General features: G+C 36.2%; 22 protein-coding genes. 13 read left to right on the forward strand and 9 right to left on the reverse strand.

Translation table 11 applies throughout. The features are described from left to right. Positions 1 to 125 precede the first annotated feature (125 nt). Positions 126 to 962: a sulfurtransferase gene (locus C7D53_RS18475; protein ID WP_106917870.1), complete on the forward strand. Its 837-nt coding sequence runs from the start codon at positions 126 to 128 to the stop codon at positions 960 to 962. 96 nt (positions 963 to 1058) lie between these two features. On the opposite strand, the gene C7D53_RS21040 is transcribed toward C7D53_RS18475, so the two are convergent. Genes C7D53_RS21040 through C7D53_RS18495 form a run of 5 tightly spaced genes read right to left on the reverse strand, consistent with a single transcriptional unit; the run spans position 1059 to position 3159 of the window. Further along, complete coding sequence (locus tag C7D53_RS21040) at positions 1059 to 1202, reverse strand: hypothetical protein (RefSeq protein ID WP_162926220.1); 144 nt, start codon at positions 1200 to 1202, stop codon at positions 1059 to 1061. A 55-nt stretch (positions 1203 to 1257) separates the two neighbouring features. Then, positions 1258 to 1584 (reverse strand): SUF system Fe-S cluster assembly protein, encoded by a 327-nt coding sequence (locus tag C7D53_RS18480; RefSeq protein ID WP_076352964.1) that lies wholly within the window; start codon positions 1582 to 1584, stop codon positions 1258 to 1260. Between the two features lie 3 nt (positions 1585 to 1587). Beyond that, the gene (locus C7D53_RS18485; RefSeq protein ID WP_106917871.1) at positions 1588 to 2289 is read right to left on the reverse strand and encodes a 3'-5' exonuclease; all 702 of its coding nucleotides are present in this window, start codon (positions 2287 to 2289) and stop codon (positions 1588 to 1590) included. 16 nt (positions 2290 to 2305) lie between these two features. Further along, complete coding sequence (locus C7D53_RS18490) at positions 2306 to 2653, reverse strand: tRNA-binding protein (protein ID WP_106917872.1); 348 nt, start codon at positions 2651 to 2653, stop codon at positions 2306 to 2308. Continuing rightward, positions 2650 to 3159: a hypothetical protein gene (locus C7D53_RS18495; RefSeq protein ID WP_106917873.1), complete on the reverse strand. Its 510-nt coding sequence runs from the start codon at positions 3157 to 3159 to the stop codon at positions 2650 to 2652. Before C7D53_RS18495 ends, C7D53_RS18490 begins: the two co-directional genes overlap by 4 nt. Positions 3160 to 3371: 212 nt before the next feature. On the opposite strand from C7D53_RS18495, the gene C7D53_RS18500 reads away from it, so the two are divergent. Then, positions 3372 to 3788, forward strand: a complete 417-nt coding sequence (locus C7D53_RS18500; RefSeq protein ID WP_106917874.1) for an acyl-CoA thioesterase — start codon at positions 3372 to 3374, stop codon at positions 3786 to 3788. Positions 3789 to 3912: 124 nt separating this feature from the next. Beyond that, complete coding sequence (locus C7D53_RS18505; RefSeq protein ID WP_162926221.1) at positions 3913 to 4782, forward strand: ATP-grasp domain-containing protein; 870 nt, start codon at positions 3913 to 3915, stop codon at positions 4780 to 4782. A gap of 46 nt (positions 4783 to 4828) precedes the next feature. Here C7D53_RS18505 and C7D53_RS18510 read toward each other — a convergent pair whose 3' ends face one another. Continuing rightward, positions 4829 to 5305 carry a hypothetical protein gene (locus C7D53_RS18510; protein WP_106917876.1) on the reverse strand — a complete coding sequence of 159 codons (477 nt, stop codon included), beginning with the start codon at positions 5303 to 5305 and terminating at the stop codon, positions 4829 to 4831. A gap of 186 nt (positions 5306 to 5491) precedes the next feature. Then, positions 5492 to 6316, reverse strand: a complete 825-nt coding sequence (locus tag C7D53_RS18515) for a universal stress protein (RefSeq protein WP_106917877.1) — start codon at positions 6314 to 6316, stop codon at positions 5492 to 5494. Positions 6317 to 6546: 230 nt separating this feature from the next. Between C7D53_RS18515 and C7D53_RS18520 the strand changes: the two genes are divergently transcribed. The 10 genes from C7D53_RS18520 (at position 6547) to C7D53_RS18565 (ending at position 19292) form a co-directional block, all read left to right on the forward strand. Further along, complete coding sequence (locus C7D53_RS18520; RefSeq protein WP_106917878.1) at positions 6547 to 7665, forward strand: sensor histidine kinase; 1119 nt, start codon at positions 6547 to 6549, stop codon at positions 7663 to 7665. Beyond that, positions 7662 to 8426 (forward strand): LytR/AlgR family response regulator transcription factor, encoded by a 765-nt coding sequence (locus C7D53_RS18525; RefSeq protein ID WP_106917879.1) that lies wholly within the window; start codon positions 7662 to 7664, stop codon positions 8424 to 8426. The genes C7D53_RS18520 and C7D53_RS18525 overlap by 4 nt, the downstream gene beginning before the upstream one ends. 236 nt (positions 8427 to 8662) lie before the next feature. Next, positions 8663 to 9781: an efflux RND transporter periplasmic adaptor subunit gene (locus tag C7D53_RS18530; protein WP_106917880.1), complete on the forward strand. Its 1119-nt coding sequence runs from the start codon at positions 8663 to 8665 to the stop codon at positions 9779 to 9781. 29 nt (positions 9782 to 9810) lie between these two features. Then, positions 9811 to 12963 (forward strand): efflux RND transporter permease subunit, encoded by a 3153-nt coding sequence (locus C7D53_RS18535; protein WP_106917881.1) that lies wholly within the window; start codon positions 9811 to 9813, stop codon positions 12961 to 12963. A gap of 46 nt (positions 12964 to 13009) precedes the next feature. Beyond that, positions 13010 to 14425, forward strand: a complete 1416-nt coding sequence (locus C7D53_RS18540; RefSeq protein WP_106917882.1) for an efflux transporter outer membrane subunit — start codon at positions 13010 to 13012, stop codon at positions 14423 to 14425. 264 nt (positions 14426 to 14689) lie between these two features. Beyond that, positions 14690 to 15265, forward strand: a complete 576-nt coding sequence (locus tag C7D53_RS18545) for a DUF4840 domain-containing protein (protein WP_106917909.1) — start codon at positions 14690 to 14692, stop codon at positions 15263 to 15265. 94 nt (positions 15266 to 15359) lie between these two features. After that, complete coding sequence (locus C7D53_RS18550; RefSeq protein WP_106917883.1) at positions 15360 to 15926, forward strand: RNA polymerase sigma factor; 567 nt, start codon at positions 15360 to 15362, stop codon at positions 15924 to 15926. Further along, positions 15919 to 17331, forward strand: a complete 1413-nt coding sequence (locus C7D53_RS18555; protein WP_106917884.1) for an outer membrane beta-barrel protein — start codon at positions 15919 to 15921, stop codon at positions 17329 to 17331. The genes C7D53_RS18550 and C7D53_RS18555 overlap by 8 nt, the downstream gene beginning before the upstream one ends. A 47-nt stretch (positions 17332 to 17378) precedes the next feature. Then, complete coding sequence (locus tag C7D53_RS18560; protein WP_106917885.1) at positions 17379 to 18338, forward strand: T9SS type A sorting domain-containing protein; 960 nt, start codon at positions 17379 to 17381, stop codon at positions 18336 to 18338. A 585-nt stretch (positions 18339 to 18923) separates the two neighbouring features. Then, positions 18924 to 19292, forward strand: a complete 369-nt coding sequence (locus C7D53_RS18565; RefSeq protein ID WP_106917886.1) for a hypothetical protein — start codon at positions 18924 to 18926, stop codon at positions 19290 to 19292. On the opposite strand, the gene C7D53_RS18570 is transcribed toward C7D53_RS18565, so the two are convergent. Then, positions 19273 to 19995, reverse strand: a complete 723-nt coding sequence (locus C7D53_RS18570) for a LytR/AlgR family response regulator transcription factor (RefSeq protein WP_228422435.1) — start codon at positions 19993 to 19995, stop codon at positions 19273 to 19275. The genes C7D53_RS18565 and C7D53_RS18570 overlap by 20 nt on opposite strands. Beyond that, complete coding sequence (locus tag C7D53_RS18575) at positions 19985 to 21160, reverse strand: sensor histidine kinase (RefSeq protein WP_228422437.1); 1176 nt, start codon at positions 21158 to 21160, stop codon at positions 19985 to 19987. Before C7D53_RS18575 ends, C7D53_RS18570 begins: the two co-directional genes overlap by 11 nt. Between the last annotated feature and the right edge of the window lie 3 nt (positions 21161 to 21163).

Here is a 21163-nt window from a genome sequence, read left to right on the forward strand (position 1 = left end):
GTGCAATGTTCTATATGATTTGTGAGAGATAAAAAGATAGTTTAGGAGCGGACTTTAGCCCGCTTTAATGTATTTAAAAACAATTTAGCCAAAATTTAATTAAAATCAATCCAAAAATTAATACAATGTCTCCAATAATTTCATCATCCGAGTTAAAAAATCTTTCTTCAGAAAACCTCATCATCCTTGATGCAAGAGTCGGAAAAGATATCATACAAAGCTACCTGGAAAAGCACATTAAAGGAGCAAGATTCATTGATCTGGATAAAGATCTGGCTGAGATAGGAGAAAATGCTGCTTTTGGAGGAAGACACCCGCTACCAAGTATTGAAAAATTTGCAACGACTCTTTCTAACCTTGGGATAACTGAAAGTTCTCACATTGTTATTTATGATGATAAAAATGGTTCTAATGCAGCTGCAAGAGCCTGGTGGATGCTAAGATCATTTGGGTTGGAAAACGTACAGGTTCTTAGTGGAGGGATACAGTCTGCCGAAAAGGAAAACATAGAATTTTCATCAGGAGAAGAAACATTTGAAAAAGCTCCATTGATTAAAAAAGAGGATTGGATATTTCCAATTTCAAGCCTGGAAGAGGTTGAAAGTCAATTGAAAAGTAATTCCTCTACAGTTATTGATGTAAGGGATGCCTATAGATACAGAGGAGAATCTGAGCCTATTGATTTGGTTGCAGGCCATATTCCGGGAGCCATTAACATTCCTTTTTCTGAAAATCTTGATGAAAACGGATTGTTCTTAAACCCGGTAATTTTAAAAGAAAAATATCAGGAACTATTGAAGAATACCCCTGAACACCTGATTATCCATTGCGGATCTGGGGTTACGGCATGTCATACTATTTTAGCAATGAATTATGCCGGATTTCCAATACCGGAGCTATATGTAGGCTCATGGAGTGAATGGAGCAGGAGAGAGGGAAAAGAAATAGCAAAAGAAATTTAAAATTATAAAATTCCAGGTTCTGGGTTTCATTATATAAAAAAGGATGTCTGGTTATGACATCCTTTTTTGTATGAATATACTAATTGTTTTAGTATTTTACTTTTTACCTAAGTGAAGTAAAGAAATAATTATAAATCCTATTCCTGTAATAAAAGGAGGTTGCGCTTTCATCTGAGCTCCTAAGTAAAGCATATAAATTCCGAGAAAAGCAAGCAATACCGCTCCAATTTTTCTTACCATAATTTTAGAATTACGATTGTAGTATAATTTTTTCTGCTTAGGAAATACCTTAATTTTATAGCATTCCTAGTTCAAACTTAGCTTCTTCACTCATCATGTCCTTATTCCAGCTTGGTTCGAAAGTAAGTTCTAAATCAACACTCTTTACATTCTCTACTTCTGCTACCTTATCCTTTACTTCCTGAGGAAGAGTTTCTGCCACAGGGCAGTTAGGAGTAGTAAGGGTCATTATAATTTTTACGTCAGCATCATCGGAGATCTGTACATCATAAATAAGCCCTAATTCGTAAATATCTACCGGAATTTCGGGGTCATATACGGTTTTTAGCACGCTGATGATTTCCTCACCAATGTCAGCAATTTGATCGTCTGTAAATTTCATTTTTTAATCTAGATTGATATTCCTTTTCAACAAATCTTCCTGACGCATACGTCGGAAAATATTTGCCAAAGTTAAGACATCTTTTTCACAATAGTCAACAATTCGCTGCAAGTCTTTTTCTATGTAGTAAATTGATGAAACCATTGAGCCGTCGATATCATCCTTTGGAGTAGGAATACCAAAGACATGAGCCAATAATTCTAATGATACAAAACTTTTATAATCTCCAAACTTCCACAGTTCCATGGTATCTATATGAGGAATCTCCCACGGTTTTTTTCCAAACATTTGGAACGGCGCAGGAGGCTGCATTCCATTGATGAGGTATCTTCTGGCAATCCATGGAAAGTCAAATTCTTTTCCGTTGTGGGCACAGAGAATTACATTATAAAGCCTTGGGCTGTTGAAGATTTCTCCAAACTCCTGAAGCATTTTTTTTTCATCATGTCCAAAAAAACTTTTGATCTTCAGGGTTTCATTCTTCTCCAGCATTCCGATGGTGATGCAGATGATTTTTCCAAATTCAGCCATAATTCCGGCCCTGTCGTAAAATTCTTCTGCAGAAATATCTTCCTTTCTCTGAAATTTTGTTTTTTTATCCCAGAGATATTGCTCCGTTTCTGATAACTCTTCCCAAGATCCTGCCTGTGGAACTGTTTCAATATCAAGAAATAAGATTCTTTCTAATGGTATGTTTTGTATCATGTGTGTTTTTTATTTGCTATCCTACCTGCATTCCGTTTTTGGTGGGTAATGAAGGGCTTAAAAGGGTGACATCTTTTTTATCTTCTCCATATAATCCTAAGACCAAGCATTCACTAAAGAAGTTGGCAATCTGTTTTTTAGGAAAATTTACTACTGCTAAAATCTGCTTTCCCACCAGTTCTTCTTTTTCATAAAGAGAAGTAATCTGTGCAGAAGATTTTCTAATTCCTAGGTCTCCAAAATCTATTTCAAGTTGGTAAGATGGATTTTTTGCCTTTTCAAAATTACTTACTGAAAGGATGGTTCCACATCTGATGTCTATTTTTTCAAAATCTGCCCAAGTTATGTCTGGTTTTGTGGTCATGGTAATGTGTTTATTAAACGTTCTACTTCTGTTTTCTGTTCTTCATATTTTTGTTGTAATACTGAGTTTTCACCCATTCTTTTATAATATTCCAAAGCCTTGCTTCCGAAGAATTTTTTATGAAAATCCGATACCTCGGGTACCTGTGGGAAAACCTTATGAAAAAGCATTTCATAATACGCCTGAAACTCCCGTTCATTTTTGTCTTCTATCACCTGTCCGGGGGCCTTTTGCCTTACATGAAGCATTTCATGGGCTACCATATTGAGAACAAGGTTCAGATCAAAATCAAATAAATTTCTCGGAATCATCACTGTTTGCGGACCTCCCAATTCTCCCTCAGCTGTAAGAAGCATAGAGGTTGGAGAAAGCTCTTCCCTGAATCCAAATCCTGCAAAGTTTTCATGTTCCAGATTAAAGGAATGAATCAGATACTTTGCTGCGTCCAAAATTTGGTTATGTTCCTTGTAGGCATCAAGGTGTAAATGGATTTGCTCGAAATTCATTTGGAATAAGTTTTATAACAAATGTATTAAAATATTGAGAATATTAGGAATTTTTGATGACTATGGTTTAAGTTTTATGTTCATATTATCTCCTATTATTGAGACTGAAAAGTCCATTGAATGGGAGAATATGTCCATTCTAATAATACGGTTTAAATTGTACCTTTATCCTAAATAAATTATATTAGATCATTATAAACAAAGTTATTATTATGGAATATTCAAAAGAATATCGGGTTAAAGATGAGCATATTGATGTTCAAGGGATTATGGATGGTTTATATTATCCTTTTTATATGGAGTATTGCCGACACTCATTTATTGATGAGGTTCTGGGATTCAATTTTGAAGATGAAGCAAGAAAGGGAGTTAATATGGTCCTTTCAGAATACTCAATCAATTTTCTTAGGTCACTTAAAAAAGATGATGTGATTACTGTAACATGTGAGTTGTTTCAAAATAAGGGAGGAGCCCCTAAGCTACATTTTAAACAATCAATCCTATTGAATAAAAAAATTGTTACCAAAGCTGTTTTTACCGGAACATGTGTTTTATCTACAGGTGGAAGACCTTTTATTCCTGACACCCTTCAATCGATTATTGATAAAGCTCCGGTGTTAGAAAATTAAGATTATTAAAGAGATTATCTTTTAATCCCTTTAATTGTATCCATCCAAATAAAAAAATCTGTGTCTGTGCTTATCCATGCCATCTTCCGAACTTTACTTAAGATAAATGCATAATAACAGAAACATGAAAATAACGATCGTAGGTTATAAAAAGGAAGAAAGACTTTCGCAGGGAGTTGTCAATGATGAGGATACAGAACTGATTAATTTTTTAAGTAGCAAAGGCTTAGACGTTGTTCCCACAATCTGGAACGATGACAAGATAGATTGGAGCAGCTTTAGTGTGGCAATTATCAAATCTCCATGGGATTATCATAACCATTTGCACGAGTTTTTACATTGGCTGCAATATATTGAAAGTCTAGGAGTTAAAGTTTTAAATCCTGTAGAAATCATTAAGTGGAACAGTGATAAACATTATTTAAAGGATATTGCTGAAAAGGGACTTCCGGTAATTCCGGCCGAATATCTTGAAAAAGACTCAATTTTTGACACTCATTTTTTTGATCTTTTTAATACTGATAAACTGGTGGTAAAACCTTGCATAAGTGCGGGAGCACAAAATACAGTAACGGTGAGCAAAAGTAATTTTGATGAAAGATCCTCAGAAATTAACCAGCTTCTGAAAGAGCAGGATTATATGGTGCAGCCCTTTGTAGAGGAAATTAAAACCGGAGAATGGTCGTTTCTTTTTTTCAATGGAAAATATAGCCACTGTTCCTTAAAAACGCCTAAACAAGGAGATTTCAGAGTACAACATTATCATGGTGGAAGCATTAGCTATCCAACACCCGAGCCGCTGCATATAGAACAGGCTGGAGCTTATTTAAAAAGCTTGTCACAATCAACACTGTATGCAAGAGTGGATGGTGTTTTAATTAATAATTCATTTTATTTAATGGAATTAGAGCTGATAGAACCCTATTTATTTTTGAATGGAGATCATCACCTATTGGAAAACTATTATGAAGCATTAATGGAACTGGTTTCTTAAAAAAAGACTTGCCAACTTCCGTTTGAAGTGTTTTTCTATTGAAAAACTAGTTCATAATTTCAAATTTCATGATAGGCATCACAGGTGTATCATCTGCTGGATCGGTACTACTTAAAAAAGACAATCCCTCACGTGTTGCTTTTAAGATAAAACCGTTTTGGGGATAAACTGATTTTGGATTATTACTTTTTACCATATAGGTTATAGTTCCTGAAGTAATATCTTCATTCATATTACACTTAATTTCCTCAATGATAAAGTTGGTTACTGTCTTTTCTTGTTTATTCGGTTTCTGAACATTGGTAATGATGGTGGATTGAAGCGGGTCTATGATTATTTCGGATGGAATATACATTTCAAAATTGTTCTTAGCTAAAATAATTTTATCTGAAACCAGCCGCATCTTTTGCATACATTGCTTGCCGATATCTTTCTGTACTTTAAAATTTTGGGCTGATAATGAGTATCCAATAAATAAAACGAAAATAATAAGATATCTATGAGAACGAAAAAGATGGGACATAATGGTTATTGTTGTTAATTAAAATATATTCGTAGAAGCCTCTTTGCTCCGTTAGCAATAATATGAAATTAAAATAAAAATAGGACCGGAAATAGATTTCCGGTCCTATTAAACAAGATTAAGTGTAAAATTTAGCCTTTAAAGGCAAAAAGGATAATTCAAAAGTGTACAGATTTTTATTGATTCTTAATCTATGTTTAAAGGAATTGATAATAAAGGCACTTTATTTTTGTACGCCATGATGGCTGTTTTGCTTCGGTGAAAAAGAGACTCCACAAGGTTATATCTGTAAGGGATCATCGTAAGTAGATCAGCATTGGTCAGTTTCACTTCCTCCTCAATGGCTTTGATGATTTCCATAGACTGAATCATTTTAAAGCTGTACTTAATATCATCCATATTATACCCCGAATTTAAGTCGATGTCTTCAATGACTTCTGTAAAATCCTCCAGACTTTCACTTACATTGAATACCTCAATCTCAGAACTGAATTCGCTGATGAAATAATAGATATCATTCATGGCAGACCACGTCATAGACTTGTGGTTATCATAAGCAAAAAGAATTTTTCGGATACCCGTGTATTCTATATGTCCCGGGACAATTAATATAGGGTTTTTGATCCTGTGGATGGCTTTCGTTACCGTATTTCCCAAAAGCCTCTGTTCGAGAGTTTTTTCGGCCATCCCCATCACAATAAAATCACCCTTTGTGGTTTGTATGCAGGCATTAAGCTCTTCAATAAAGCTGCCGGAAGCCAGATGATATGTTGTTTCTATATTGTATAATGTGCTGATTGATTCGGATTTATCAGCGAGTTTTCTTTGATTCTTAAGGGTTTGCTCGTAAAAGAAATCAGCAGAAACCTGGGCATTCAAAGCATGAATGGAGATACTTTGTAAGTTGAACAGGACTACCTTGTATTGGTTTTCCCTAGCCATGGAGGCCGCATAATGGGTGGCATTTTCAGCTTCCTGAGAAAAATCTGTGCAGACAATTATAGTTTTCATTGTACCGGATTTGATACAGCAAAACTAAGGATGGATGCCTTCCTATCTTATTAAAAATATGGTGACATTGCATAAAGTGATGATGAAATGTATTTTTAAGGTGATGAAACGTTAGCTTCCATTTGAACCTTTCTATTTTACGTTTCAGGTACCGTTTTGGCGGTCTCGTCCAAAATAGGGTATCCCTTTCTAAAATCTATTTCTATATTTACACTCACAAAGTCCCGGATATGAGCAGGGTTTCGACCATTAGAAAAAATATAGTACGAAGTAAAAAGATCCTTTCTGCAATGAAGAGGAGGCTTGTAATCTGGGCTGTAGCCGTCATTGCTTTTTGTGGTTTTTCTTATTTGATTGACCCTTTTGACCCGGTTTGGCAGGGATACTTAGAGACTCCGCTGCAAATGGTGATTGAGGATGCCCTTTGGGTACTTCTTTTTTCTGTAATAATCTCAGAGGTTAGTATATTTATAGATTTGACCCTTAATAAGTTACTTCCCTGGAAAGACAGAACCATAAAACGATTGCTCATTCAGGGTGCCCTTCAGATTGTGGGAAGTGTCCTGATTGTTATGATCATTAATGCCATTGTGGATTGTACTTCAGATAACTTACCGGAAATGGATTCCCGAAAAGAATATACATTATTAGGGCAATGGGTAGCTACTAATATTGTGATATCCCTTATCATCAGTGGATTTAACACAGTGGATTATTTACTCCAAAACTGGAAAAAAACAGCAGTGGAAGCTGCCCAGCACAAAATAAGGGCTTCCAAGCACAAGCAAGCTGCAATGGCCGCAGAACTTCAGGCGCTTAAGCTACAGATAGACCCCCATTTTATCTTTAATAACCTCAGTGTTTTATCAGAACTTATTCTGGAAGACCAGCAATTAGGGTATGAATATTCAGAAAAATTTGCAAGAGTATATCGATATCTTCTGGTGAATTCCAAAAAAGACATCATTGCAGTAGAAGAGGAACTGAGATTTTTAGATTCTTATATTTTCCTGATTGAAAAAAGGATTGGCGAGGGTGTTATATTTAAAATTGACATTCAGGAAGAGTACAGATCTATGTATACTCTTCCATTATCTTTGCAGCTATTGGTTGAAAACGCCATAAAGCATAACCAAACCTCAAAGGCCAACCCGCTGGAGATTCATGTATATACAAACTCTATCGGAGAACTGGTTGTTTCCAATACATTCCTGCCACTTATTAATAAGCCGGATTCCTCAGGAGTTGGCCTCACCAATATCATTACAAGATATGAGATCCTTGGATACACAAAACCGATAATAGAAAAAACAGAAGATAAATTTATTGTAAAACTTCCATTGATATGAAGATTAATAAAATTTTAATAGTCGAGGATGAAAGACCCAATGCAGACCGGCTAAAAAGATTATTGCTAAAGCTAAGACCCCATATTGAAATACTATCCGTAGAAGATTCAATTACATCTACCGTAAACTGGCTGGAAAACAATGTGGTGCCAGATGTCATTATGATGGATGTTCGTCTGGCAGACGGGTTGAGTTTTGAAATCTTTAATAAACACGAAATTAAAAGCGCAGTAATATTCACCACTGCCTATGATGAATATGCTGTACAGGCGTTCAAATATAACAGCATAGATTATCTTTTAAAACCTATAGATGAAGAAGAACTGGATGCTGCGCTGAAGCGTTACGAGACCTTTATGGAATCTGTTCCCGTGGTAGGTTCAGCAATAGAAGGATTGCTCAATTATATTCAGCCGAAAGATTACAGAAAACGATTTCTCATTACCCATCGTGATGGCTATAAAACAGTTTTGGCGGAAGATATCTTGTACTTTTACACAGAGTTGGGAATGAGTAAGGCAATGTTAAATAGTGGTGTTGTTGAGAATATCCCGCAAACATTGGAAGAACTTGAAAAACAGCTGGATCCGAAATTCTTTTTCAGGGCCAACAGACAATTTATTATCCATATAGATTCTGTAAAACAAATCTTTAACCACTTTAATGGTAAACTTAAACTGGAACTTAGAAAACAACCGGAAATGGAGGTTATTGTAAGTCGGGAAAAGGCCTCCATTTTCAAATCCTGGATGGATTATTAGTTGATAAATAAATATACAATGATATAAAAAGCTGTCTTATTAAGGCAGCTTTTATCTTTTCCATACGTAAGCAGAAAGTCCTTTTTTATGCTTCAGAATAGAGTAAAAAGCCCTTTTCCTTTCATTTTTGCTATCATACGTTTCACCTGCGATTAATTACGCTTCACCAGATTTTTAGATGAATATCCCTATTATATGAATTTATTTTGCTGTTGTAAAATTTAAAATCAAATGTTATGAATTACAGAAAAGGATATCTGGCTCTTTCACTTACAGCAGCAGCAATACTATACTCCTGCGGCTCTGGGAACGGTCAGGAAAATGCCCAACAGCAACAGGCGCTTCCTACCGACTTTATCCAGGTGAAATCCGGAAATGCAGATGTTTCTACGGGATACCCCGGAAGTATAGAGGGGCAGGATAATGTAGACATTAAAGCTCAGGTAACAGGATACCTGGAAGCAGTATATATAAAAGAAGGACAATATGTGAGCAAAGGGCAGACCTTATTTAGAATTAACCCCTCCGTATACAATGAGCAGGTTACTACCAATGAAGCCGCCTTAAAAGCCGCCTTAGCTTCTCAGGAAACAGCAAGGCTGGAAGTTGAAAAACTAAGACCCCTGGTAGAAGGAAAGGTTGTTTCCGATATGCAGCTGAAGACAGCACAGGCAAGTCTTAAGGCAGCATCAGCACAAGTAGCACAAGCTCAGTCTTCATTAGGTTCTTCAAAGATCAATGCTAACTTTACCTATATCAAGGCACCCGTGAGTGGATACATAGGAAGAATCCCGAACAGGGTAGGAAACCTCATCAGCCCGTCTGATTCTTCACCGTTAACGACGCTTTCAAACATCAGCAGTGTGAATGTTTATTTCTCAATGAATGAAGCAGACTTTATTGCCTACAGCAGAGCCGCAGCTTCGGGAGGAAATGTAGACAATGTAGAGCTTGTTTTAGCAGACGGATCCACCTACTCATTCAAGGGAAGACTGGAAAATGCAAGTGGAAACTTTGACAAAAATACGGGAAGTATTCAGATGAAAGCTGTTTTCCAAAATCCGGATAAGCTGCTAAGATCAGGAGGAACTGCCAGAGTAATGCTTCACAACGCATTGGATGGTGTTGTGAAACTTCCAAAGACCTCAGTAAAGGATATTCAGGATAAATTCTTTGTCTATAAACTTGAGGGTAAGGACAAAGTGAAGATGACTCAGATTGAAGTATCAGGAAGCACCTCTCAGGATTACTTTGTAAAAAATGGAGTAAATGCAGGAGATAAAATTGCAATCAATAGAATAGATGCCCTTACAGATGGGGCTCCGGTTGCAGCTAAAGTGATGCCTTCAAAATAATTTTATAATCATTCTTAGAAAATTCGAAAATGTTAAAAAAGATAATAGATCGTCCGGTACTGGCGACAGTAATATCCCTTATTATTGTCATTTTGGGGATCATAGGACTGAACCAGCTGGCAGTTACCAGATTTCCGGATATTTCTCCGCCTACCATTACCGTTTCCGGTTCGTATCCGGGAGGAAATAGTGAGACGGTAATTCGTTCCGTGGTAACACCACTGGAAGAACAGATCAACGGGGTGGAAGACATGAGTTACATGAAATCTACAGCAAGTAATGACGGGACATTTACAATCTCTGTTATATTCAAGCAAGGAGTCAATGCAGATCAGGCGGCAGTAAATGTACAGAACAGAGTACAACAGGCCACTCCGATATTGCCTCAGGAAGTGGTAAGGATGGGATTAACAACCTCCAAGCAGCAGAACAGTATGGTGTTGATCTTCAATATTTATACTGAAGATAATAAACAGTATGACGAAACCTTTCTTCAGAACTATGCCAATATCAACCTTATCCCACAGATCAAGAGGGTAAAAGGGGTAGGACAGGCACAGATCTTCGGAGTTAAGGATTATTCCATGAGAATTTGGCTTAATCCACAGAAGATGTCCTCCTATGGGCTTGAACCGTCAGATGTTTCCAATGCTATTGCAGATCACAGTTTAGAATCTGCTCCCGGTAAATTGGGTGAAGAATCTGACGCTGCGTTAGAATATGTCATCAGGTATAAAGGAAAAAAGAATAAACCTGAGCAATATGAGAATATTGTTGTTAAAAACGATGGAACTAATGTAATAAGGCTTAAAGATGTGGCTCGTGTAGAATTTGGATCCATCAATAACAGTGGAGATAACCTTTCCAACGGTAAAAATGCGGTTACGGTGGCCATTATGCAGACTACGGGCTCCAATGCCAATGAAATTGAAATCGGAGTCAACAAGGCCATTGATCAGTTGTCAAAATCATTTCCTCCAGGGATAAAATACACCAAGGTAATGAGTACCAAGGAGAGACTGGATGAAGCAACAGGACAGGTAAAATCTACCCTTATAGAAGCATTTATCCTTGTATTTATTGTAGTATTTATCTTCTTACAGGATTTCAGGTCTACCATTATTCCTGCAATTGCAGTACCTGTAGCCATTATTGGTACATTCTTTTTCCTTTTGGTATTAGGATTTACCATTAATGTATTGACGTTGTTTGCTCTTGTACTGGCCATTGGTATTGTCGTAGATGACGCTATTGTAGTTGTGGAAGCTGTTCACAGTAATATGGAAGGAACAGACCTTTCAGGAAGAGATGCCACTCACAAGGCGATGAGTGAAATTACAGGAGCTGTTATTTCAATTACGTTGGTAATGTCTGCGGTGTTTATTCCCATCGGATTTATGTCTGGTTCGGCAGGGTTATTTTATAAACAGTTTGCCTATACATTAGCCATTGCAATTATCATTTCAGCAGTGAACGCGCTTACTTTAACACCGGCTTTATGTGCTGTGTTTTTGAAAAATCACCATGCAGAAGAAAACGGAAAACCAAAAGGTTTCGGACAAAGATTTGCCGTTGCATTTAACGCAGGATTTAGTAACATGACAGACCGTTATGCAAAAGGAGTACGATTTTTAATTGGACGCAAATGGATTGCAGCAGGTTTGGTGGCCGGGATCATTGGGCTATCAGCATGGCTTATGACAAGTACCACCAAGAGTTTTGTTCCAATGGAGGATGACGGATTCTTTATCTATTCATTAAGTATGCCGCCAGGAACGGGATTAACAAAAACAACAGAGGTTTCCAATAAGATCAATGCCATTTTAAAAACAGTAGATGCTGTTGAGGAAAACACATCCATTACAGGATTTAACCTGTTGAGTAACAGTGCGGGACCAGCCTATGCTATGGGGTTTGTAAAATTAAAACCTAAAAAAGAAAGGGGAGCCGTTCAGGATATTGATGAAATCATGAATATCGTTAATGGAAAGCTGTCCGTAATCAAGGAGGGAAGTGTTATGAGTTTCAGAATGCCGCCTGTAGAAGGATATGGAGTAACAAATGATGCAGAGATTGTTCTTCAGGACCGTATGGGTAGAGATCCACAGGTTCTTAAGGCAAAGGCAGATGATGTAATTGGACAGTTAATGCAGGTACCGGAAGTTGCCTACGCCTATACCATGTTTAGGGCAGATTATCCTCAGTTGGAACTTGAAGTAAATGAAGATAAAGCCAAACAATTAGGAGTAAGCATTGCTAATTTATTGGGAACAGTACAGACCTATTTTTCAGGAGATCAGTCTCAGAACTTCTCAAGATTCGGAAAGTTTTATAGAGTCAATATAAAGGCTGACGGTGTTTTCAGAATGGATGAACAGGCATTCAATGATATTTTTGTGAAGAATAATAAAGGAGAAATGGTTCCTGCCAATACCCTAATCACTTTGAAAAAAGTATATGGTCCGGAATCCGTTCAGAGATATAATCTTTATAATTCTCTTAACATCAACGTAGTACCGAAACCGGGTATTAGTAACGGAGCCCTGATGGATAAAATTGAACCCACACTGAACAAACTTCCATCCGACTACAGTTATGAATGGACCGGACTAAGTTTGGAAGAGAAATCAGCAGGAAGTCAAACCGTTGTCATCCTAGGATTATGTTTACTTTTCGTTTATCTGCTTCTTGCAGCCCAATACGAAAGTTATATTCTTCCGTTGGCAGTAATGCTTTCCATTCCAACAGGAATTGTAGGAGCTTTCCTTGGAATAAAAGCAATAGGACTGGATAATAACATCTATGTACAGGTAGGATTAATCATGCTTATTGGTCTATTGGCAAAAAATGCAATCCTTATTGTAGAATTTGCAGTCCAAAGAAGAAAAACAGGACTTTCCATTCTGGATTCAGCATTGGAAGGAGCAAAGGCAAGGCTGCGTCCTATCATTATGACCTCATTGGCCTTTATTGTAGGGATGATTCCTTTAATGATCTCTACAGGAGGAATGGCTTCAGGAAATAAATCCATCAGTGTAAGTGCTGCAATAGGAATGTTGAGTGGAGTAGTTTTGGGAGTATTTGTAATTCCTGTACTGTATATGTTCTTCCAATATCTGGATGAGAAGTTTTCATCCAAGAAGAAATATAATACAATAGAAGCCCCAGTGGTTCAAAAATAATCCGATACCGGAGAGTAGATAAAAAATCGGAAAAATAAATTGACAAATGAGAATATTTAATATAAAGAATTTCCTTATTTCAGGCGCAATGGCATCAGTACTGGTGTCCTGCGCCGTAGGGAAATCCTATACAAGAACAGATCTTCAGGTACCGGAAAGCTATAAAGAAACTGTACAGGTAACAGGAGATACTGTAGTTCTTCCGTGGAAGACTTTCTTTAAGGATCCCAAACTGATCGGTTTAATAGATAGAGCTTTAATCCGAAATAACGAAGTGAATGTTGCCCTAAAAAACATAGAACAACTGAATCTTGTCTACAAGCAGGCCAAGCTATCCCTAATGCCTACTTTGGACTTCACCGCAGGGGCTAACCGTAGCTGGGCATCCACAAATACCCTTAACGGGTCGCTGAACGAACAGTTTGTAGGAACCAAGTACATGGACGACTTTAGTGCGGCCCTAAGACTTTCATGGGAAATTGATATCTGGGGAAAAGCCAAGATGCAGAAAGAATCTGCTGCTGCAGAATATTTTGCACAAAAGGAAAATCTAAATGCTGTAAAAAGCAGGATTATTGTTCAGGTAGCACAGGCTTATTATAACCTGATCAGTTTAGACGAACAGTTGAAAATTGCAGAACAGAATATTGAACTAAGCAACAGCACCCTTAAAATGATGGATCTTCAGTTTAAGGCGGGCCAGATCAACTCATTGGCTGTACAACAGTCTGAGGCACAAAAGAAAACTGCTGAACTATTGATTCCTTTGGCAAAACAGAATATTTCCGTTCAGGAAAATGCCCTGAGTATCCTTTGTGGAGAATACCCCACGAAGATTGAAAGAGAAGGAAATCTGAAAATGATGATTCCTGAAAATAAACTTGCACAGGGACTGCCTGCACAGCTGCTAAGCCGAAGACCCGATCTAAAAGTTGCAGAATTTAATGTCATCAGCCTGAATGCAAAAACAGGACTGGCAAAAGCCGCAATGTACCCAAGCATAAGCCTAAGCCCTCAAATCGGGGTGAATTCCAATAAGTTTAGTTCATGGTTTGATATTCCTGGGTCTATTACCAAGGCCGTTGCAGCCAATCTTGCCGCTCCTATTTTCCAGAAAAAACAATTGAAAACAGCTTATGAAACAGCTTTAATTGAACAGGAAAAAGCAGCGATAAACTTTAAGCAATCAGTTATGACTGCTGTTGGAGAAGTTTCTGATGCCATGGCAAAGTCGCAGGGCTCGTCTGAAAGATTGCAGCTTCTGGAACAGAGAACAGCTATTTTAGATAAAGGCATCAATGATGCATTAAAGCTGTACAAAAGTGGAATGGCAACCTATCTGGAAGTTATTACCGCTCAGAATAACAAGCTTCAAAATGATCTGGAAGCCATTAACGTTACCTTGGAAAGATTAAATGCTGAGGTGGATCTTTATAGGGCACTCGGTGGTGGAGTAGAATAACATTTAAATAATAAATTATAAGAGGAAGTTGTAGCATGCAGCTTCCTTTTTTCATTAAATAGTACTTTAAAATAGAATATTGAGAAGTATTTTTGCTTTTTATTTGAAAAACATTCATTGAAAATGATTTTTTATATTCATTAAATCAGGTAGTTACATAAAATGTTTGTTTTTTTTTGAAAAATACGTGCAAGATTTTTGAAAAAGAGGGTTTATATCAATGAGTACTCGAAATAATTAATGTTTAATGAAAAAAATAATGTAATGAAGAAATTTACAGTATCTCAATTTTTGATAGCCATTTTACTTGTATTCACAAGTTTCACTTTCTATTCATGCAATAATGACGGCCCGGACATTCCTCCGGTAAAGCTAGAAGATGTTAAAGGAAATTATAAAGGGAGACTGATTACCATACAGGGAAGTGTAAAAACAGAAAAAATAAAAGATTTTAAAGTAAAGAAAGATACCATAGCGTTTGCAGAATTTCCGGTAGATGAAATTGTGAAAACAGTAGTAAAGGATCCGGTAAAGGCAGAAGAAGCAATCAAAGCAATAGGAAAGATGAAGTATGATCTTAATTATACGGCCTCGGTAAATACTTCCAGTAATGCAGTAGAATTGGTTTTTGCTCCTAAAGTAATGGAAATCCGTATTCCTGTAGATGGAGTGATAAAAAAGACAGAAGTTACATTGGTAGCAAAGCAGAAAGGATTTTATGTAGGCTTGGACGGATCGTTGAGATTTGCCCTGATGGCAGAGAAAATTACCGTAGATGGTACAGTACTGGCCCCTTATGAAGCTATTAATTATAATTTTCCGTTCTGTGTGAAGATTTAATGAATAGTGATTACTATAAATGGATTGCATTTATACAATGCAATCTATTTTTGCTTTAAAATTTTAATCAATATATAGGATACTGGAGCAGTACATGGAAGAAAGTAAAGAACAGATTTTGGTAAAGCGCCTTCTGAAAAAGGAGGAGGCAGCCTGGAAAGAGCTATTTGGAGCTTATTCCGGTAATCTGACCTATGTATGTTCCCGATATATATCTGAAAGAGAAGATGTGCATGATGTGCTTCAAAACAGTTTTATTAAAATGTTCCGCTCTATAGAATCATTTGAATACAGAGGGGCAGGCTCTTTGAAAGCCTGGATCACCCGGATTACAGTCAATGAATCCCTAAAGCATATCAAGCAGAAAGGAGACTTTAAATCAACTGTTGAGGTAGATGAGCTTCCCGATCTTCCCCATGAAGAGGAACCAGATTTTGAGGAAATTCCCAAGGCTGATATTATGGAAATCATTCGGGCACTTCCGGATGGGTACCGAACAGTCTTTAATCTGTATGTGTTTGAACAGAAGAGTCATAAGGAAATTGCATTGTTGTTGGGAATTGCAGAAAACTCTTCTGCCTCACAGTTTCATCGGGCAAAAGGACTTCTTGTTCAAAAAATAAAAGAGTTTAAAATGTCAAAAAAAGCACAATATGAATAATGAATGGCTCAATAACCTGCGAAGCAGAATGGAAGACCATGAAGAGGGTGTTCCGGACGGGTTGTGGGAAGACATTAGCGATGAATTGTTCTCAGGAGAAGAAGAGAACAATATTATGGCAAATGTTGCTCCGGTAGTCAATAATGAGGAGAAAAATGAGAAAGGAAAAGGAGGTACAGATGTAGGATATAAGTCCCTACTTTATCGCATTGGAGGGATTGCAGCAGCAGCCGCGATTTTGGTTTTTATGATGGTGAAGATGCTGCCACAGGAAGATAAGAACAAAACTCTTTCAAAAAATCATTCAGATTTAAATAAAGAAGACGATAGAAATTCAGTTTTAAAAAATTCAGAAGCCCAGGAAGATCAAAATGTTGATGAAAATCCGATCATGAGTATTCCTCTTGTTAAAAATGATTTTAACACAGCAAAATCAGGGAAAAGCATACATACTCTAAAGCATGAAAGTATAGAGAGAAAAGAACTGGAAAAAAACGAAAAATTTCAGGTAATTATAGATAATACAGGTAATGCAGAGCCTTTTGGAAAGGAGAATAAAACTTTACCTGACTTGCCATTGGCCAACGAAACGATAAAGGCCCCAATTGATGAAAAGGAAACCAATGAAAGTCTTTTTAAGAAAGAGAAGTTAGAAGAAAAATATGCTGAAAATAAGAAAGAAAAGGCATTAAAATCTCAGAAAGATAAATCCTGGATGTTAAGCATGCTCACAGGTAATGTTTCCTCCAATTCTGCGGAACAACAGTTTCCCGGATATGCCTCTATGGATGGAAAGCCCATGAATATTGAAGCGGTATGGAGCGCTTCAGAATATGTAGATGATCCCTTAACGGAAATATTACTGGCCAATCAGAGCAAGGCTGTAGAAGCAAGAATAAGACATAAGATCCCTGTAACATTTGGTCTGTCACTTTATTATAATCTGGGTAAAAGATGGGGAATAGGAACAGGGCTGAATTATACAAAACTGGCTTCCGAGCTTCATTCAGGAACCAGTACTAACTACATTAAAGGTGATCAGACCGTCCATTATATAGGAATTCCGGTTCAGGTTAATTATAACGTGATTCAGAAAGGGAAATTTACAGGCTATATAACGGGAGGAGCATTGGTAGAAAAGCAAGTAGCAGGAAGCATTACAACCACCTATGTAGTAGATGACGAAGTAAAGGAAACTTCCAAGGAAAGTATTGATCATAAACCTCTTCAGTTTTCGGTGAATACAGCCGTGGGACTTCAGCTAAAAGTCATTAACCGATTGGGAATCTATGCAGAACCGGGAATCGGATATCATTTTAAAGATGATAATTCTCCCAATACAATCTATAAGGAAAAACCTCTGCATTTCAATGTGAAATTCGGAATCAGATTATTGATTGATTAGAGCGGGATTGGGTTTTTACAAAAGACATCAAACTTAAATGTCAACATATGAAAACAAAACTAATTTTTTTAACGTTTTTATTGTTCAGTCTTCTGAATATAAAAGCCCAATGTAACCCTACCATTACCAGTCCCAGACTTGGTGCAATATTTTCCGACAAGATCCTTTTTTGTGAAGGAGAAAATGAAATACTTTCTACCCAAACCTTTGGAACCTATCAATGGTACAAGCAGGAATGGACATGGCAGACCCCCAATAATAACCCCTGGGTTGCCATTCCCGGAGCCACTTCCCAACAATTAACCATTAATGGAGGAGATCAGCTGTTTTACTTCAAGGTAAAAGTGACTGATGGAGACTGTGCTGCCGAAAGTCCGGCAGTGATGGCAGATGGCTATATGTATGGTCTTCCGGCTATGATCTCTACCTTTATTCCAGGAACTTATGAAATTACAGATACCGGAGAAGCCAATATATGTGACGGAGCTTCTGTAACATTTGAAAATGTATTTCCCGTGGTGTACGGTACCCATACATGGTTTAAATGCGTTCCCACTACATCTGCCCCGTTTACAGGAGATCCATGCGTTATTCCCGGTGCAACAGGAGATACTTATAAGGCTGAAAAGAGTGGTAAATATGGCTTTTATGCCTGTACAGAATATTGCCCCAATCAATGTCAAATGTTAGATCCGTTTTCATTTGTACAGCTAAACTTTGGTAATTGGCCTTTCTGTGGAGATCTAGGCACAGGAGAGAAAAAGCTGAAAAGCAATACCCTTACTATATATCCCAATCCTACAGCTCAATTCCTTTATATCGGGAAAGAATCTGAGGTATATAAGGAAATCACCATCATAGATATGTCCGGAAAACTGGTTCTGAAGAAAAATGATCATCACTATCAACAACCTGTTAATGTAAGTCATTTGGTGCCGGGGAATTATATCATTGTTTCCAAAAGTAAAAATGGAGAAGTCTATAGAAATAAATTTATAAAAAAATAGGATTAAATAATCTTTTCGTTAGTTTTTAATAATGGTTTGAACGGTACATAATTTTGTGCCGTTTTTTTGGCTTAAGCCGAAACTGTATATACATTGTATATGATTATATACTTGTGTTAATTAATATCTTTTGTAACATCTCTTTTTTAGTAGCTTTTTTATGCAATCATTAGGTTAGTAGTATGTTATGCTAATTATTTTCATCTCAAAAACATACCATCATAATTAAAATTTAGGGCAGTGCTCGCTGCACAAATGATAACTATTGAAATAAATTTAGATACAGGAGGGCTAGCGGGCATATAATCAAGAAAAGCAGATAATAGCTTAATCGGAAAAATGAGATACTTCAACGTAATTATAGGTCTTTCTGTCGAAAAATATTGAATACAATCCTATATTATAACATATTTGCTATATAAATAACTAACCACCATGAAAAATCAAATCAAATCACAGTCAAATAAATTAGTAATCAAGAAAAAAGTAATTAAAAATTTTGCTACTAAGAATTTTGGCGATGAGGGAACCACACACGTAACAACAGTATCAACTTCATCATTCTTTTAAAATAATTCAAAACCAATGTGGATAACATGTAAAATAATATCGAATAATTTCCTTCTTTATAACAAATTTAAGGGGTTTATTAGCCAGACCCCTTTCTTTGTTTTATCCGAAGAGATTAATATAACCAAAGATTCTCAAATCATTTTCTGGGATATTGATTCTATAAATATAGACAGCCGTTACATCAAAGAAAATATCAATAATACATCATTATTTATTATATTATCTTCTTTGTTGTCAAAAAATGTGATTTCAGAATTAGGTGATTTTCATAATATTATGAAAATGGATATGCTGAATAAAAATATTACCTACCATCAATTTGTAGATGAACTAAGTAGGATTGTAGACGAGAAAATTGAAGTTAAATTCCTAGAAGATTAAATAACTCATCTTTTTTTGTACTTGCAATCGTAATAGCTTTACCATTATTAAGTTCTATAACATTTCCTGATACAGATTTTATAGCGGTAAGCTTTACAATAAAGGATCTTTGCACACGGAAAAATTTAGGAAGAATAAGAATATCTTCCATAGACTTCAATGTTGCTAGGGTAGTGTAGGATTCCGTATCTGTAACAATTTTAAGGTAATCCCCAAGAGCTTCTACATATAGAATGTCTTCTAAAATTAATTTTACCAGTTTTCCACTTACCTTAATAAATATTCGGTCAACGGAAAAATTATTTTCTTTAGGCTCTGTCTGGGTTTTAGAAGAGGCCTGAATCCTTTCCTTGGCCCTGTTTACAGCTTTTAAAAAACGATTATAAGCGACCGGTTTTACCAAATAATCTACAACACCGTTTTCAAAACCCTCCAGGGCGAAATCTCTGTGTGCGGTTATAAATATAATTGAGGGCTGTTTCGTGAGAGTTCTGATAAGGTCAATACCATTAATTTTAGGCATCTCAATATCACTGAATATAATATCTACCTCATTGGATTGAAGATACATTAAAGCTTCAATAGGGTCTTCGTAGGAAGCCTGCAATTCCAAAAAAGGAATAGTTTTTACGAAATTTACGATCAGTTCTTTACCAATCGGTTCGTCATCTATAACTATGCAACGGAGTTTTTCATTCATCATAAGTCAAGTCTATTGAAAGAGAAACAAAAAAACGAGTTTCTTTGTCTTCAATTACTAATTCATGTTTTTGTGGATATATTAGACTAAGTCTTTTTTCTATATTTTTCACACCAATTCCCCCCAACATGTTCTTTCTTATAGAATTTTTCTCTTTATTATTCACGATGGAAAAATAAAAAATATTATCCACAATTTTGATATTTATTTTCAAAAAATTATTGTCCACATCCTTTAGACCATATTTGAAACCGTTCTCAATGAATGTGAAGGTCAATAGAGGGGCGATCATCATATTGTCAATATTGGGTGGCATGGAGATATCTAGTGTAATGTCCTTATCCGCCGCATACCTCATCCTTTCCAGATAGAAATAGTTTTGAATAAAATCTAATTCTTTTTGGATTGGGACTTTCTCCGTATTAGATTCATAGAGAGTGTAGGCCATTAAATCTGAAATATTAATAATGGCTTCTGCAGCATTGGGGTCTTGTTTTACAACCAACCCATATAGATTGTTTAATGTGTTGAATAAAAAATGGGGATTAAGCTGTGCTTTTAAAAAGTTTTTTTCAATATTAAGATTCTGAAGTTCCAAATCTGAGGCTTGTTTTTGGAAATAAATAGTTCTGTTAAAAAGCTTTATAATATCAAATAATATTTTAATAAAAAAAGGAGGTGAAAAAGAGTAAATCACAAGCATAGCATTCCCAAAAATACTTTTGAATGATACAGCTTTTGAGTAGGGTTGTTCTACATTTTTGCTTACTATTTTGTCAAATGGACCTCCATGAATCTCAATTCCTAGATAATGGAAAAGATTAAACTGAAAATAATTGACAGAAAGCCAGAGGTAAATTAAAAAAGGGATACTAAATATTACTAAACAAATTCCCCAGGTCTTACTTTTAAATATTTGAGGAACAATGATATAAAAGAACAGGTAAAAAGCCATCATATTATTAATCGTTCCCCGAGCTGTTAATAGAATACAGGATTGAATAGTCATTTCCAGCTCTAGCCAATAGTTTAAAAACAATAGTAAAGAGAAAAAGAGCCACATAAAAGTATGACAGAGTATTCTGTTGGTAGTGGTATAATATTTATCAAAATTTAATTGAGAAATCCTTTCTAAAAATGGGGTTATTTGTTTATTTGATGTATGCATATT

Origin of the sequence: Chryseobacterium aurantiacum (assembly GCF_003020585.1) — a bacterium.
Lineage (GTDB): Bacteria > Bacteroidota > Bacteroidia > Flavobacteriales > Weeksellaceae > Chryseobacterium > Chryseobacterium aurantiacum.